This window comes from Amaricoccus sp. B4 (genome assembly GCF_043226085.1).
GTDB lineage: Bacteria > Pseudomonadota > Alphaproteobacteria > Rhodobacterales > Rhodobacteraceae > Amaricoccus.
In genome coordinates this window covers 1,013,621-1,028,909 of sequence record NZ_CP171225.1, presented here as the reverse complement: position 1 = coordinate 1,028,909, position 15,289 = coordinate 1,013,621, and the positions used below count along the sequence as shown (strand labels likewise).

Below are 15,289 nucleotides of genomic sequence, written 5' to 3'. Positions count from 1 at the left end.
TGTTTTCGCTGCAATGCGGGAATAAATGTTGCGGATGCGGCACGAAAAACGCCATATTTCAGTCATATTTTGCTTCTTGACAGGTCGATCGTTCTCCCCTTCTATGAACATATCATAACAAGTTGGCTTGTGGCCTCAGGCGAGGCCGGCCGTAAAGACGAGCTGCGCCGGGGAAGAGCGCGGCCGAATCAACGGGAGGAAAGGAATGGCCGCTCGGCTGTTGGGAATCGATTCTGGCGGAACCATGACCAAGGTCGCCCTCTTCGACGAGGAGGGGAAAGAACTCGCCTGCGACCATCGCCCGAACCGCATCATGTTTCCGGCGGCAGGCTGCACCGAGCGGGACCCCGATGCGATGTGGCATAGCACGGCGGAGGCGATTGCCTCTGTGCTCGAGCGAAGCGGAACGGCGCCCTCCGACATCGCTGCGGTGACGCCTTCGGGTTTCGGCGCCGGACTCTACATGGTCGATGGGGCAGGGCGCTCGGTGCGACCTGCCTTCGGATCGACGGATTCCCGCTCGGTACCCGTGATCGAGGAATGGCAGCTCACGGGCGTCACGCGCGAGATCGAGCCGCGCATCAGCCAGCAGGTCTGGTCCGGTCAGAGCCTTGCCATCCTCGGCTGGCTTCAGCGCCACGAGCCGGAGACGCTGGCGGCGACCCGTCACCTTCTGCTCTGCAAGGACTTCCTCCGCCTCCGGCTCTGCGGCGATATCTCGACCGATCCGACGGACGCGGGCTGCGCAGGCTTTGCCGATATCGAGGCCGGTGCCTATGCCGAGGACGCCTTCGCCGCCGCCGGACTCGAGGGCTGCATTCCGAAATTGCCGCCAATCGCGCCCTCCACTGCGGTGGCGGGCCGTGTTTCGGCCGAGGCCGCGCGCGCCACGGGGCTGCTCGAGGGCACGCCGGTCGCGCGGGGGGTCTACGATGTCGTGGGCTGCACGCTCGCCTCTGGCGTGAGCGCATCCGACCAGCTTGGCGTGGTCGCAGGAACCTTCAGCATCAATTCGACCCTGCACCGGAAGCCCTGCCTCGATCCGAACCCGACGCTTCAGGTCCCCTATCCGCTCAACGATCTCTATCTCGCCACCATCGCGACGCCGACGTCGGCGAGCAATCTCGAGTGGTTCTGCAAGACGCTGCTCGGTGCCGAGGCGGAACGCGCCCGCGGCAAGGGGCGCTCGATCTACGAGGTCTGCAGCGATCTCGTCTCGCGCAGCCTCGACCGGCCGCGCGACATGCTGTTCTTCCCCTATGTCTTCGGCGGACCGCAGGGCGCGCCGGCGGGGCTTCTCGGTGCGACCGCGCGCTCGGGGCTTGCCGATGTGATGCGCGCAGTCTTCGAGGGTATAGTCTTCGCCCACCGCGCCGACATCGACTATCTTCTCGGCGGGCCGGATTCGGCGCCCGTTGCCTCCGTTCGCCTCTCGGGCGGCCCCTCGAAGAGCTCGGTCTGGTCGCAGATCTTCTGCGACGCCCTGGGCCTGCCGCTCTCCATCGCCAACGGTTCGGAATTCGGCGCCAAAGGGGCGGCGATGTGCGGCGCCGTGGCAACCGGGCTCCATGCCGACATGCAGACCGCTTCGCGGAAGATGATCCGCGTTGCCCGCGAACATACCCCCGATCCCGCGCGGCATGAGGATCTCGACCGCGCCTACCGTCATTACCGGCGGGTCGGAGCCCGGATGGCGGAGGTCTGGGCCGATCCGGCGCCCGCGGCTGAGGCCCGCGCGCGCGCGGACAGCCGCCTTGCGGGAGCCTCGGCATGAGCATCGTCCTGAAAGGGGTCGGCCGGAGCGTCAACGGCGCGGCCTGGCTCTCCGACATCAATCTCACGCTCGAGCCCGGCGGGCTCTACGTCATCCTTGGCCGCACGCTTGCGGGCAAGACCTCGCTCCTGCGCATTCTTGCCGGGCTCGACCGTCCGAGCCGGGGCGAGATGCAGGACGGGGCGGAGAACCTCGTCGGCGTGCCTGTCCGCAAGCGCGACGTGGCCTTCGTCTACCAGCAGTTCGTCAATTACCCGTCCTTCACCGTCTACGACAACATCGCGGCCCCGCTGCGCCGTCAGCGGCTCGACCGCGCCGAGATCGACCGGCGGGTGCGCAGCGTGGCGGAAATCGTGCATATCGACGGCTTTCTCGATCGTTTGCCGCAGCAGCTTTCCGGTGGCCAGCAGCAGCGGCTTGCGATTGCCCGCGCGCTTGCCAAGCGCGCGCACCTGCTGCTGCTCGACGAGCCACTGGTCAACCTCGACTACAAGCTGCGTGAAGAGTTGCGCGCCGATCTCCGCAACATCTTTCGGGATGCCGAGCACACGGTGGTCTATACCACGACAGAGCCTGACGAAGCGCTGCAGATTGGCGGCACCACCATCGTGCTCCACGAGGGCAGGGTGCTCCAGATCGGGCCGGCGGCAGAGGTGCATCGCAATCCTGCCTCCACAACCGTGGCCGAGGTCTTCTCCGATCCGCCGATGAACATCTTCGAGGGCCGGATCGAGGAGGGGCTTCTGGCCTTCGCGGGGCTTCGTGCGCCGCTGCCCTTTCACATGCAGGGTGGCCCCTCGGGGCCCTGCCGCCTCGGCCTGCCGCCGCACCGGATCACCGAAACCGCAGCACCAGGACGGGTGCAGCTCACCGGCACCGTCACGCTCGCCGAGGTCGACGGCTCTTCGACTTTCACGCATTTCGAGGCGGCCGGTGGGCACTGGGTCATGCAGCGCGATGGCATCCGCCCCAAACCGGCGGGGAGCGCGTGCACCGTCCATCTGGACCCTGCCGACTTCTTCCTTTTCGGCACGGACGGCATGCTGCGCACAGCGCCCGGCGCCAGAACGCGGAAGGTGGCGTGATGGCCGAGATCGCAATCGACAACCTCCGGCATTCTTATGACAATGACCTGTCGGACCCTTCGCGCCTTGCGCTGAAGCGGGTGGATCTCACCTGGAAGAACGGCAGCGCCTATGCGCTGCTCGGGCCTTCGGGCTGCGGCAAGACCTCGATGCTCAACATCATTTCGGGGCTCGTGCGGCAGACAACCGGCCGCGTGCTCTTCAATGGCAATGACGTGACTGACCTGCCAACAGAGGCACGCAACATTGCCCAGGTCTTCCAGTTCCCGGTGCTCTACGACACGATGACAGTGGAGCAGAACCTCGCCTTCCCGTTGCGCAACCGCGGCGAGGACAAGGCGACGATCCGCCGCCGGGTCGGCGAGGTGGCCGAGATGCTCGATCTCGTGCCGCTGCTGAAGAAGCGAGCCGCGGGGCTCGGCGCCGCCGAGAAGCAGAAAATCTCGCTCGGCCGGGGGCTGGTGCGCGAGGACGTCGCGGCGATCCTTTTCGACGAGCCGCTCACGGTGATCGACCCGCATGTGAAGTTCGAACTTCGCCGCAAGCTCAAGCTCGTCCATGACGCGCTGAACCTCACGCTGATCTACGTCACCCATGATCAGAGCGAGGCGCTCACGCTCGCCGACGAGGTGGTGGTGATGTCGGATGGCGAGGTGATGCAGGTCGGCACGCCGCAGGATCTCTACGAGCGGCCGAAACACCGCTTTGTCGGAAATTTCATCGGGTCGCCGGGCATGAATTTCATTCCCTGCACGCTCGAGGGCGAACGCCTGGTCTTCGCGGGCGGGGCGCTCGCAGCACCGAACTGGCTCGGACCGCGGCTGAAGCCGGATCAGAAACTCGCCATCGGTGTGCGCCCGCAGGCGCTGTGCGTCGCCGGTGCGGGGGAGGAAGCCGTCGCGGGCCGGATCGTCGAGGCCCAGCTTCGCGGCGACAGCTACATCGCCGATGTGGCGATCGGCGAGACGCTGGTGAAGATGCGCCTCCCCGACCATGTCGCGCTGCCGACGGATGTCTTTGGGGTGCATTTTCCGCCCCGCTCCACACTCGTCTTCGCGGATGACCGGCTCCTGGGAGATCTCCATGAACAAGATTGAGGACAATCGCGCCTGGTTCCTGATCCTGCCGGTGGTGCTGCTCGTCGCCTTCAGCGCCGTTGTGCCGCTCATGACAGTGGTCAACTACTCGGTGCAGGACATTTTCGGCCCGCACCAGCGTGCCTTCATCGGCGTCGAGTGGTTCCGCGAGATGTTGCGCGATCCGGATGTGCAGGCCTCCTTCGTGCGCCAGATCCTGTTCTCGGTCATCATTCTCGCAATCGAGATCCCGCTTGGCGTGCTCGTCGCGCTCGGCTTGCCGCGCAAGGGGTGGAAATCCTCCCTCGCGATCGTGCTGCTTGCCATCCCGCTGCTCGTTCCCTTCAACGTCGTCGGCACGATCTGGCAGGTCTATGCCCGCCCCGAGATCGGGCTGCTCGGCTCGACGGTGAACGCGCTGGGCATTCCCTACAACTACACCGCTGACGGGATCTCCGCCTGGGTCACCATCGTCGCGATGGATGTCTGGCACTGGACGCCGCTGGTGGCGCTGCTGGCGTTCGCCGGTCTCCGCTCCATCCCGGACGCCTACTACCAGGCGGCCCGGATCGATGCGGCCTCGCGTCTGGCGGTCTTCCGCTACATCGAGTTGCCGAAGATGCGGAGCGTGCTCACGATCGCGATCCTGCTGCGGTTCATGGACAGCTTCATGATCTACACCGAACCCTTCGTCGTTACCGGTGGCGGTCCGGGCAGCGCGACAACCTTCCTCTCGATCCGGCTGGTGAACATGGCGGTCGGCCAGTTCGACCTCGGTCCGGCGGCGGCGTTCTCGCTGATGTATTTCCTCGTGATCCTGCTCGTCTCCTACGTCTTCTACACGATCCTCCAGCGGATCAATGCGAGCTGAGAAAGGACAGGCGATGGTTTCCGATGCTAATGTGACCTCTCTCGCGGACGCAGCTACGCCCCGGTCGAAGGCCCGCTCCAGCGGCGCGCGCCGCCATCTTGTCGGTGCGATGCTCCTCGGGCTCTTCCTGACCTTTCAGATGCTGCCGATCTACTGGCTCGTGCGCATGTCGCTCATGAAGCCCGCGGACATCATGGCAAGCGCAGACTTCCTCCCAAAGGCGCCGAGCTTCGACAACTACATGACGATCTTCACCGATCCGACGTGGTACAACACCTACATCAATTCGCTGACCTACGTGATCCTGAACTCGATCATCTCGCTCAGCGTGGCCCTTCCTGCCGCCTATGCCTTCTCGCGCTACAAGTTCATCGGCGACAAGCACGTCTTCTTCTGGCTCTTCACCAACCGGATGGCGCCGCCGGCGGTCTTCCTGCTGCCGTTCTTCCAGCTCTATTCGGCGGTGGGCCTGTTCGACACGCCCTTTGCCGTGGCGCTCGCGCACTGCCTCTTCAACGTGCCGCTGGCGGTCTGGATCCTTGAAGGCTTCATGTCGGGTGTGCCGAAGGAGATCGACGAGACGGCCTATGTGGACGGCTATTCCTTCCCGCGCTTCTTCATCACCATCTTCCTGCCGCTGATCCGCGCCGGGATCGGGGTGACGGCCTTCTTCTGCTTCATGTTCTCCTGGATCGAGCTGCTGCTCGCCCGGACCCTGACCTCGGTCGAGGCCAAGCCGATCGTGGTGGCGATGACCCGCGCGGTATCGGCGTCGGGGCTCGACTGGGGGCTGCTCGCCGCGGCCGGTGTGCTCACCATCCTGCCGGGCATGGCCGTGATCTGGTTTGTCCGCAACTACATCGCCAAGGGCTTCGCCCTGGGCCGCGTCTGAGACGGGAGGAGGCTTTCTCATGGATCTCGAATGGATGGCCTGGACGGTCCCGACCGCAACCTTCTTTGCCGTCATCGCCCTCATTCTGGTTGCGATGACGCTCGCGGAGATCCGCTGGCCTTCGGTGCCGCGGCGGGGCCTCATTCCGATGGTGACGACGCGGGGCGACCGGCTGTTCCTGAGCCTGATGCTCGCCGCCTTCATTCATCTCGGCTTCGTCTATGCGACCGATATGGAGGCTCTGTGGCTGCCTCTCGGAGTTTCGGCGGCGCTGGGCATTCTTATCCTGCGGTTCGGCTGAGAGCCGGGCTGCAAGGTGTGTCGGCGCGCGCAGCGTGGTGGCGCAAAACAAGGCCAGGCCCGCAGAGACCTGGTTCAACAAGGGAGAAAATGGATGAGACACATGGAGCGATTGCGGCCGTCCTGGCCGCAGGCCGGCCTCATTGCGGTGTTGCTCGCAGGCGCCGCTCTGCCGCCCGGTGCAGCCTTTGCCCAGGATTACCAGGCTGCCGCGGCACGCTGGATCGACGACGAGTTCCAGCCCTCGAGCCTGTCGCGCGACGAGCAGGTTGCGGAACTCCAGTGGTTCACGGACGCCGCCGAGCCCTTCCGCGGCATGTCGATCAACGTGGTCTCGGAGAACATCCCCACCCACACCTACGAATCCCAGACGCTCACCAAGGCCTTCGAGGAGATCACCGGCATCAAGGTGACCCACGACCTCTTGCAGGAAGGCGACGTGATCGAGAAGCTGCAGACGCAGCTCCAGTCGGGCCAGAACGTCTATGACGCCTATATCAACGACAGCGACCTGATCGGCACGCATTACCGCTATGGCGCCGTCGTGCCGCTCTCGGACTTCATGTCGGGCGAAGGCGCCGACGTGACCAATCCGGGGCTCGATATCGACGATTTCATGGGCATCTCCTTCACGACCGCGCCCGACGGCAAGGTCTACATGCTGCCCGACCAGCAGTTCGCCAACCTCTACTGGTTCCGACAGGATCTATTCACCGATCCGGACCTGATGGCGCAGTTCAAGGAGAAATACGGCTACGATCTGGGTGTTCCGGTGAACTGGTCGGCCTACGAGGACATCGCCAACTTCTTCTCGAATGACGTGGGCGAGATCGACGGCAAGAAGATCTACGGCCACATGGATTACGGCAAGAAGGATCCCTCGCTCGGATGGCGCTACACCGACGCGTGGTTCTCGATGGCCGGCAGCGGCGACCGGGGTCTGCCGAACGGCAAGCCGGTAGACGAATGGGGCATCCGCGTCGAGGATTGCCATCCCGTCGGCTCCTCGATCGAGCGCGGCGGCGACATCAACGGGCCCGCGGCGGTCTACGCGCTGACGAAGTCGATCGAGTGGCTGAAGGACTATGCTCCGGCCGAAGCGCAAGGCATGACCTTCTACGAATATGCCACCGTGCCGACCCGTGGCGACATCGCCCAGCAGGCTTTCTGGTACACTGCCTTCACCGCCGACTACGCCAAGAAGGGCATCCCGGTCGTGAACGAGGATGGCACGCCGAAATGGCGCGTCGCGCCCTCGCCGCACGGTGCCTACTGGCATGATGGCATGAAGCTCGGCTACCAGGATGCGGGCTCATGGCTGCTGCTGAAGTCGACGCCCGTCGACCGTCGCAAGGCCGCCTGGCTCTATGCACAGTTCGTGGTCTCGAAGACCGTCGACGTGAAGAAGTCGCACGTCGGGCTCACCTTCATTCGCAACAGCACGGTCAACGACGAGAGCTTCTCCGAGCGCGCTCCATATCTCGGCGGTCTCATCGAGTTCTACCGCTCGCCCGCCCGGGTGATGTGGACGCCCACGGGAACCAACGTGCCCGACTATCCGAAGCTCGCGCAGCTCTGGTGGCAGAACATTTCCACCGCGATTTCGGGCGAAACGACGGTCCAGACCGCACTCGACAATCTCGCCGATGCCCAGGACAAGATCATGGAGCGTCTCGAGCGGGCGAACGTGATGGCCGTCTGCGGGCCGAAGATGAACCCCAAGACCTCGGCCGAAGACTGGTATGAAAAGGCCGAGGCCGAGGGCACGCTCGCGCCGCAGCGCAAGCTCGAGAACGAGAAGCCCGAGGGCCAGACCGTCGCTTATGACGAGCTGCTGAATGCCTGGGCCACCGGAAAGGCGATGCCTGACAACATGTAGGCTCCCCCTCGGCGGGGGCTTGAGGGCCCCCGCCAGCGGACATCGTCCGGCGTGACGATGTCCGCCTTTTTTCAACCGAACATGTGAGAACGAGGACCGATTGATGCCGCATATAGGCGATCTTGTAGCGGAGATGTTGGCGCAATATGGCGTTGAGCTTGTGTTTGGGATGCCTGGAGGGCAGACGACGGCGCTGCATGACGGGATATCCCGGCGGCAGGATCGGATCCGCCACATTCTGATGCGGGACGAGCGGAACGCGGCGTATGCGGCGGATGCCTATGCGCGGCTGACGGGCAAGCCCGGGGTGTGCGACGTGACGGTCGGCCCGGGGGCGAACCTGCTTCCGGCGGGGTTTCTGGAGGCGCTGAACGCGTCGATCCCGATGGTTGGGATCGTGGGTGAGCTGCCGCTCGACTGGCTGCCGCTGAAGGAGAAGGGGATCGCGAGCCAGGGCTTCGATCAGCTTTCCTTCTTCAAGACCTGCACGAAGGATGCCTGGCTGGTGCCCTCGATCACCGCCCTGCCCGAGCTCATCCGGACGGCCTTCCGGGTGGCGACGGCGCCGCGACCGGGGCCTGTGGCGCTGATCATTCCCCATGACATCTTCGATGCGGAGTGGGACGAGGATCTGGTGAAGATCGCGGTGGACGACCGGGCGAAGGCGATCCCCTATCTGCGCTCGACGGCGCCGGGGGAGGACATCCAGGCGGCGGCGGATCTGATCCGGCGGGCGAAGCGGCCGGCGCTGGTCTGCGGCGGCGGCGTGCACGGCTCGGATGCGGCGCGCGAGGTGACGGGGTTTGCCGACCGTCTCGGCGGTCTGGTGGTGACCTCGCTCTCGGGCAAGGGATCGGTGCCGGAGACGCGGGCCTATGCGGCGGGTGTGCTGAACCCGCTCGGGTCCTGGGCGGCGATCGAGCTGATCAAGGAGGCGGATCTGGTGATCTGGTGCGGCTCGAAGGTGAGCCAGAACACCGGGATGAACTGGTCTCTGCCGACGCCGGAGCAGGCGACGATCACCATCGATTCCGATCCGCTGGAGCATGGCCGGACCTTCCGCCCAACGATCCCGCTCCTGGGGGATGTGCGCGAGATCGTGACCGCGCTCGATGCGGCGCTGGGGGCGAGCCTTGCGCCGGTGAACCGGGACTGGCTGGCGCGGATCGCGGAGGTGAAGGCCGAGGGCGAGCGGGTGAAGGCGGCGGAGACCGCCTCGGCGGCGATCCCGATCGCGCCGCCGCGGGTGATGGCGGAGATCGCCGCGCGTCTGGGCGAGGACGACATCGTGGTCTCGGACGCCTCGTTCTCGGCGGGCTGGATCGCGGGCTACATCCCGGCGAAGACGCCGGGGCGGCAGTTCCTGTTTGCCCGCGGGCAGGGGGGGCTCGGCTATTCGGTTCCCGGTGCGATCGGGGCGGCGGCGACGCGGCCGGAGGCGCGGATCGTGACGGTGGCGGGGGACGGGGCGTTTTCCTACACGGTGGGCGAGCTGGCGACCCAGGCGCAGTTCAACCAGAAGATCGTGAACGTGGTGATCAACAACGGCCGTCTGGGCTGGATCCAGCTCTGGCAGGAGATCTTCTTCAAGAACGTGCAGTCTGCGATGCTGGAGACCCAGAGCGTGCAGCCGGGCTATGCCGGGGCGGCGGAAGCGCTGGGGCTGAAGGGGATCTACGTCGAGAAGCCGGACGACATCGGGGCGGCGCTCGATGCGGCCTTTGCCCATGACGGGCCCTCGGTGGTGGAGGTCCGGATCGACGACCGGGCGACGCCGATCCACTCGTTCAAGCGGCGGATGCAGGAGGGCGAGGACACGGCGCGCCCGCGTCCGGGCACGGTCTACAAGCTCCGGGACTGGAAGATCTCGCCGGACCTTCCCGAGCCCGAAGCCCGGGCTGCGGACCCGGCGGAGACCGAACCGGCGGAGGGCTGATCGGGGCCTGCCTGCACGTCTGGAAACCATATGGAAAGCGTATGGAATCCATATGGCAGGAAACTCCCCACCACCTGATCCCCGCGGCGCCCCGAAAGGGCGCCGCGCTCCCTCTCAGGGACACCCGCAACAGAGCGAGAACCGCCCCTCGGGACCGCACGCTGAAGCCGACCTCCGTTTCGTGACGCCACCGACCTGACGATCGAAATGATCGAAGACCGGTGCGGGAGATGATCACGGCCGCACGCCGAAGCACGGGGAGCCCCGGCGCGGATGGCGTCTGGCCTTTCGACCCGATCGACGGCATCGCTTCCTTCCTTGCGGGCATGCCGGTTTATGGCACGCCGATCGCAAAGGCCGTCGACGGTGGATCATCGACATGCCGGCTATCCCCGCCCGTCGGATCGGGGCGCTCCGCCATGGCGGGCGTGCTCACCGTCCATCATCCCTCGCTGGAAGAGAAAAAGACCAACCCTTTCGTCGGGCAGGTCGCGAAGGATCTGCCGGATGTGACGCTCAACATGCTGCGCCTCTCGGGCGGCAACATGGCTGCGCGGCGGATTGCAGAAGAATCCGGAGGAGATCATCTGGTCCGGCACGGTCGGTGCGACGATCTAGAGTGGGCTCTTCGGCATCTGCGCCTGCCCCCTTGCCGCAGAAGCCCGGCGTGTTTCACCACATCAACCTTCCCGAACTGCCGGACCGACGAGCGGGCCGCTCCGTGCATCGCCCTGCTCAGGCGGTGGGCCCATGACTGTCGCGGCGAGCGGCGGCTGGAAGGGAGGGATTTTCCGTGTTGACGGGTTTGCTCGGCGCATGATGCGCGTGACCGCGCGCCCGGAAGCGATGTCGAGGCGATGGCAGAGAAGGCCTCGGCCGCTCGGCGCCGCGCTTCGAGCTGAATGATCATGATTAGAACGACGCATTGCGCCGGTCGCTCGCAGCGAGGGCGACCTGACGGTCGAGAGGTGATGGCAGACGGCGGTTCAGGTTGGGCCTGATGCCTGCGCATGAAAGGCGTCGGTATTGTCAGCGCCTAGGTGCGGTTGCGGTCGAGGCCGTCGAGGACGGTGCCTGCGACGGCGGCGGTTTCGGTCCAGCCGGGGAGATGGGCTCCGGCGGCCGCGGCGTGGCAGGCGAGCGCGGCGCGGCGGGCCGGATCCTCGAGGAGGCTGCGGAGCGCCCCGGCGAAAGCCTCGGGATCCTCGGGCGGCACGAGCAGGCCCGCGCCTTCGGGCACGGTTTCGGGGACGGCGCCCGTCGCGCAGCTCACGATTGGCAGGCCGTAGCTCAGTGCCTCATCGAAGACGAGCCCGTAGCCCTCGTAGCGGGTTGCGAGCGCGAAGACCGATGCGGCGGCATAGAGCACCTGCAACTCTGCGCCCGGGACCCGGCCCGCGAGCTTGAGCCGGGGCCCGAGGCCGGTGGCCTCGGCCCTTGCCGCAAGCTCGGCGGAGTGGCCGGCATCCCAGGGGCTGCCGGCGATCACCGCGCGCCAGTCGAGGTCGGCGATGCGGGTGAGCGCGTCGATGAGGATGTCATGACCCTTGCGCGGATGCTGGATGCCGACGGCAAGGATGAGCGGTGGCGTGGCGGGGGCCGGCGCGAGGGCGGGGCGCGCGGCGCCGGGCCGCGCGACGGAGATCCGGCCCGGCGCGACGCCGTAGCCGCTGGTGAGGATGCTGCGGGTGTGGGGGCTTGGCACCAGAACGTGGCGCGCGAGCCGGAGATTGTCACGCTCGGTGCGGAAGAGGTGATCGCGGCGCGCCGGATCGAGGCCGGTCTCGAGCGCAAGCGGGTGGTGGATCATCGCGACAACGGGGGCTGCGACGGCGGCGAGGCCAGCGGTATCAATGGCGCCGAAGACGAGCCCGTCGAGGATCAGGACGCGTTCGGGTGGCAGCGCCCTGAGGGCCGCCAGCGCCTCGGCCATTTCGGCGGGCGTGGGGTCGGGAAAGCCCGGGGGGAGCTCGAGATGCAGCATGTCGCGGCCCTGGGCGCGGAGTTCCTCGAGCAGGCGGCGTTCGTAGATGTAGCCGCCGCTGAGGCTCGTGATGTCGCCGGGAATGGCGAAGGCGGCGGGGCGGCGCTGGTTCATGCGGGGACCTGTTCGGCGGCGTAGACGGAGAGGACGCGCCGCTCCAGTGCGGCGACGGCGGCGTGGCAGAGGACGGAGAGCAGGGCCACCAGTGCGACCGCGCTCCAGAGCATGTCATAGTCCGAGAGCGAGGCCGAGAGCGCCATGAGGCTGCCGAGACCGCGGCCGGTGGCGAGCCATTCGACCACGGTGACGGCGAGGATGGCGGCGGGCACGCTCATGCGGGCCGCGGCAAAGAAGGCGGGGAGCATCGCGGGCAGCCGCACATGCAGGAGCCGGGGCAGCGGCCCGGCGGCGTAGCTTTCGAAGACATCGAGGATCTGTCCCGGTGCCTGCCGAAGGCCGTAGAGGCAGGCGACGAGGGTCGGGAAGAAGACCATCACCGCGACGAGCGCGATCGCCCCCGCCGCGCCGCGCCCGAGCAGCAGCACGATGAGCGGTGCGGTGGTGACGATCGGGACCGAGCGCAGGGTGACGGCAAGCGGCATGGCGACGGCGGAGAGGACCGGCGCGAGGGTGAGCAGGACGGCAAGGGCCGCGCCGAGGCCGAGCCCGGCGAGATAGCCGGGCAGGACGGCGCGGGCGGTCTCGCCCAGGGCCGTGGCGAGGGTGGCACGGGTTTCGGCAGCGTCGGGTGCCCAGACGAGGGCCGCGAGCACATCGCCGGGGCGTTTGGCGAAGAAGGGGTTGAGGCCGAAGGCTGCCATGGCGCCCCACCAGAGCAGGAGCGCGAGCGTGAGGACCGCGAGTGCATGGAGGAGCGCCGGCAGCGTGCCGCGGGTGGCCCGGGTGTCTGGTGGGGGGGCGAGGATCACCGGCGGACTTTCGTGGAGCAGGGCGCGGGCGAGGCGGCCGATCGCGGCGTAGGCGAGGATCGAGACCGCGGCGGCGGCGGTTGCGAGCGCCCAGATCGCGGGCACGTCGAGGGCGCGCATGTAGCGGATGGTGAGCACGCCCATGCCGCGCTCGGCGCCGGTGAATTCGCCGACCATGGCCCCGAGGAGGGCGGCGGGCGCGGCGATCTGGAGGCCAGCGAAGAGATAGGGGAGGGACGCGCGGGCACGTATCGCGGTGAGCTCGGCCAGCCGTCCGCGGCCGTAGCTCCGGACGAGATCGAACCAGGCGGCGGGGGCGGCATTGAGGCCGACGAGGAGCGGCACGAGGGTCGTGTAGTAGACCGCGAGGGCGGCGAGCACGATCTCTGGGCCGTCGCCGGGGCCGAGGAGCACGCGCAGGATCGGGCCGGTGGCGACGAGCGGCAGACAGAAGACAAGAAGGGCGAAGCCGGTGACGAGGCGGCGGCCGCCTGGCCAGAGCAGGGCGGCGGCGGCGAGGGCGATCGCGGCGAGGTTGCCAGCGAGAAAACCCGCTGTGGCATTCGCAAGCGTGGTGCCGAGGGCCCGGGCGAGCAGGCCGGGGTGGGTGGCGATCCAGGCGGTGATTTCGGACGGCGCGGCGAGGACGAAGCTGCCTGAAAGGAGGCGGGCGCCGGCTTCCCAGGCGAGCGCGAGGGCAGCGAGGCCGAGGAGCGTGGCGCGGCCGGTGCTGCCGGACCGGGGGAGCGTTGCCGTGCCGGTCATTGTGCGGCGAGCGGCGGGTGGGCCCGGGCCGCGCCGTCGGCCAGCGCGGCGGAGACGCGGTCGGTCAGGGCGTGAAAGGCCGCGGTCGCGGTGATGGCGGGATCGCGTGGCCGGGGCAGCGGCACCGCGATGTCGGTGACGATCCGTGCCGGGCGGGGCGAGAGCACGAGCACGCGATCGGCGAGCAGGACGGCTTCGACAACCGAATGGGTGACGAGCAGTGTCGTGGTGCCGCGGGGTTCCCAGAGCCGGGGCAGGTCGCGGGCAAGCTGGCGGCGGGTAAGCTCGTCCACCGCGCCGAAGGGCTCGTCGAGAAGGAGGAGCTGCGGGTCGGTGGCCATGGCGCGCGCGATGGCCGCGCGCTGGCGCATGCCGCCCGAGAGCGCGGCGGGGCGGGTATCGCCGAAGCCCTCGAGGCCGACGAGGCGGATGAGATCCTCGATCCGCTCGGGATCGGCGGGAAGGCGGGCGAGGCGCCGGGCGAGGCGGATGTTGCCGCGCACCGTCCGCCAGGGGAGCAGGGAAGGATCCTGGAAGGCGAGGGCGAGCCCGGCGCGGCGGCGCATTTCGGCCGGCGTGAGGCCGCCGATCCGCACCGTGCCCGCGCTCGGGCGCTCGAGGCCCGCGATCAGGCGCAGGAGCGTCGACTTGCCGCAGCCGGACGGGCCGACGAGCGCGGTGGTCCTGCCGCCCGCGAGCGCGAGGTCGGTGGGGAGCAGCACCTCTCGGCCGCCGGGGAAGGTCTTGGCGAGCCCGGTGCAAGTGATGGCGGGCGCGCGCGGGGGAGGATCAGCCGGCATGGACCTCTTCGAGGATCGAGCGGTCCCAGAGCGCCGGTGTCACCTGGCGGCCGAGCAGCGCGAGGGTCTCGATGTTGGCCGCGACCGTCTCGGGCGTCCACCAGCCGAAGCCGTGCGCTTCGGTGAGCTCGGAGAACATGAGCGGCACCTGGCGCCGTGCCTGCAGCATCTGGGTCGGCAGGTCGAGGCCCGCGTCGGGGAAGAGCTCGACGGTGAGCTCGGCGGCTGCGTCGGTATCGTCGCGGTAGGTCTCCCAGCCGCGGCTTTCGCCCGCCATGAGCGCGACGATCTCGGCACGGCGGTTCGCAAGGCTGTCGTCGGTGACGATGTAGGTCTGGGAATGCACCGCGTAGCCGTGATCGGCCATCAGCATGGTCACGCTGTCGATGCCCTGGATCGCCATGGCGACGGGCAGGTCGGTGGCCCAGCAGAGCAGGCAGTCGACCTCGCCTGCCATCAGCGGCTGGGCGGAATACTGGGTGGGCACGATCTCGATCGCGTCCATGTCGGTGTCGTTGAGGGTGCAGAGCGCCTTGAGCACCGGCGTATTGGCGAGGGCCATGCCGATGCGCTTGCCTTTGAGGTCGGCGGGCGTGTTCACCGGATTGTCCGGCAGCGAAGCGATGGCGAAGGGGTTCTTCTGCATTGCGACGCCGATGATCCGGAAGGGCGCCCCCTCGGCGACGGCGGCGGCGGTGTAATCGGCGGCCGAGATGCCGACGAGTGCGGTGCCGGAGACCACGGGCGGTTCGACCGGGGCGTTGGGGCCGCCCTGGAGCAGTGTGACGTCCAGCCCGTCTTCCTGCCACCAGCCGTTCTCGCGGGCGATGTAGCTGCCGGCGAACTGGACGGAATGGAGCCAGGAGAGCTGGAGGCTCACAGGCGTGGCGGCACGGGCGGGTCGCCAGGCGAGGCCGGATGCGGCGGCCAGCCCGGCCGCACCGGTTGCGAGGAGCCTGCGCCGTGTCAGTGTCGTGGGGATCATGGGGATTTCCTCC

13 protein-coding genes are annotated in these 15,289 nt (G+C 67.8%); 9 read left to right on the top strand and 4 right to left on the bottom strand.

What is annotated here, in order from left to right:
* Positions 1-205 precede the first annotated feature (205 nt).
* From ACF66B_RS04910 to ACF66B_RS04870, 9 genes are all read left to right on the top strand, one after another.
* Entirely contained in the window at positions 206-1,774 is a 1,569-nt protein-coding gene (locus ACF66B_RS04910; RefSeq protein WP_111431392.1) for an FGGY-family carbohydrate kinase, read from the top strand.
* On the top strand, positions 1,771-2,859 hold the full coding sequence (locus tag ACF66B_RS04905) for an ABC transporter ATP-binding protein (RefSeq protein ID WP_111431393.1): 1,089 nt from the start codon (positions 1,771-1,773) through the stop codon (positions 2,857-2,859). Before ACF66B_RS04910 ends, ACF66B_RS04905 begins: the two co-directional genes overlap by 4 nt.
* Positions 2,859-3,956, top strand: coding sequence for an ABC transporter ATP-binding protein (locus tag ACF66B_RS04900; RefSeq protein ID WP_111431394.1), 1,098 nt, complete (start codon positions 2,859-2,861; stop codon positions 3,954-3,956). The genes ACF66B_RS04905 and ACF66B_RS04900 overlap by 1 nt, the downstream gene beginning before the upstream one ends.
* Complete coding sequence (locus tag ACF66B_RS04895) at positions 3,943-4,806, top strand: carbohydrate ABC transporter permease (RefSeq protein ID WP_111431395.1); 864 nt, start codon at positions 3,943-3,945, stop codon at positions 4,804-4,806. Before ACF66B_RS04900 ends, ACF66B_RS04895 begins: the two co-directional genes overlap by 14 nt.
* Before the next feature lie 109 nt (positions 4,807-4,915).
* Positions 4,916-5,698 (top strand): carbohydrate ABC transporter permease, encoded by a 783-nt coding sequence (locus ACF66B_RS04890; RefSeq protein ID WP_111431400.1) that lies wholly within the window; start codon positions 4,916-4,918, stop codon positions 5,696-5,698.
* Positions 5,699-5,717: 19 nt separating this feature from the next.
* The gene (locus tag ACF66B_RS04885; protein ID WP_111431396.1) at positions 5,718-5,999 is read left to right on the top strand and encodes a DUF2160 domain-containing protein; all 282 of its coding nucleotides are present in this window, start codon (positions 5,718-5,720) and stop codon (positions 5,997-5,999) included.
* Between the two features lie 102 nt (positions 6,000-6,101).
* Entirely contained in the window at positions 6,102-7,877 is a 1,776-nt protein-coding gene (locus ACF66B_RS04880; RefSeq protein ID WP_392664810.1) for an ABC transporter substrate-binding protein, read from the top strand.
* Between the two features lie 103 nt (positions 7,878-7,980).
* Positions 7,981-9,813: a thiamine pyrophosphate-binding protein gene (locus tag ACF66B_RS04875; protein WP_111432145.1), complete on the top strand. Its 1,833-nt coding sequence runs from the start codon at positions 7,981-7,983 to the stop codon at positions 9,811-9,813.
* 230 nt (positions 9,814-10,043) lie between these two features.
* Positions 10,044-10,613: a hypothetical protein gene (locus ACF66B_RS04870; protein ID WP_111430281.1), complete on the top strand. Its 570-nt coding sequence runs from the start codon at positions 10,044-10,046 to the stop codon at positions 10,611-10,613.
* A gap of 236 nt (positions 10,614-10,849) precedes the next feature.
* Here the strand turns inward: ACF66B_RS04870 and ACF66B_RS04865 are convergent, their stop codons facing one another.
* The 4 genes from ACF66B_RS04865 to ACF66B_RS04850 are packed head-to-tail and all read right to left on the bottom strand — an operon-like array spanning position 10,850 to position 15,276.
* Positions 10,850-11,911 (bottom strand): glycosyltransferase family 4 protein, encoded by a 1,062-nt coding sequence (locus ACF66B_RS04865; protein WP_111430282.1) that lies wholly within the window; start codon positions 11,909-11,911, stop codon positions 10,850-10,852.
* Complete coding sequence (locus ACF66B_RS04860) at positions 11,908-13,491, bottom strand: ABC transporter permease subunit (protein WP_111430283.1); 1,584 nt, start codon at positions 13,489-13,491, stop codon at positions 11,908-11,910. Before ACF66B_RS04860 ends, ACF66B_RS04865 begins: the two co-directional genes overlap by 4 nt.
* The gene (locus tag ACF66B_RS04855) at positions 13,488-14,291 is read right to left on the bottom strand and encodes an ABC transporter ATP-binding protein (RefSeq protein ID WP_111430284.1); all 804 of its coding nucleotides are present in this window, start codon (positions 14,289-14,291) and stop codon (positions 13,488-13,490) included. The genes ACF66B_RS04860 and ACF66B_RS04855 overlap by 4 nt, the downstream gene beginning before the upstream one ends.
* Positions 14,281-15,276, bottom strand: a complete 996-nt coding sequence (locus ACF66B_RS04850; RefSeq protein WP_111430285.1) for an ABC transporter substrate-binding protein — start codon at positions 15,274-15,276, stop codon at positions 14,281-14,283. The genes ACF66B_RS04855 and ACF66B_RS04850 overlap by 11 nt, the downstream gene beginning before the upstream one ends.
* Positions 15,277-15,289: the final 13 nt, after the last annotated feature.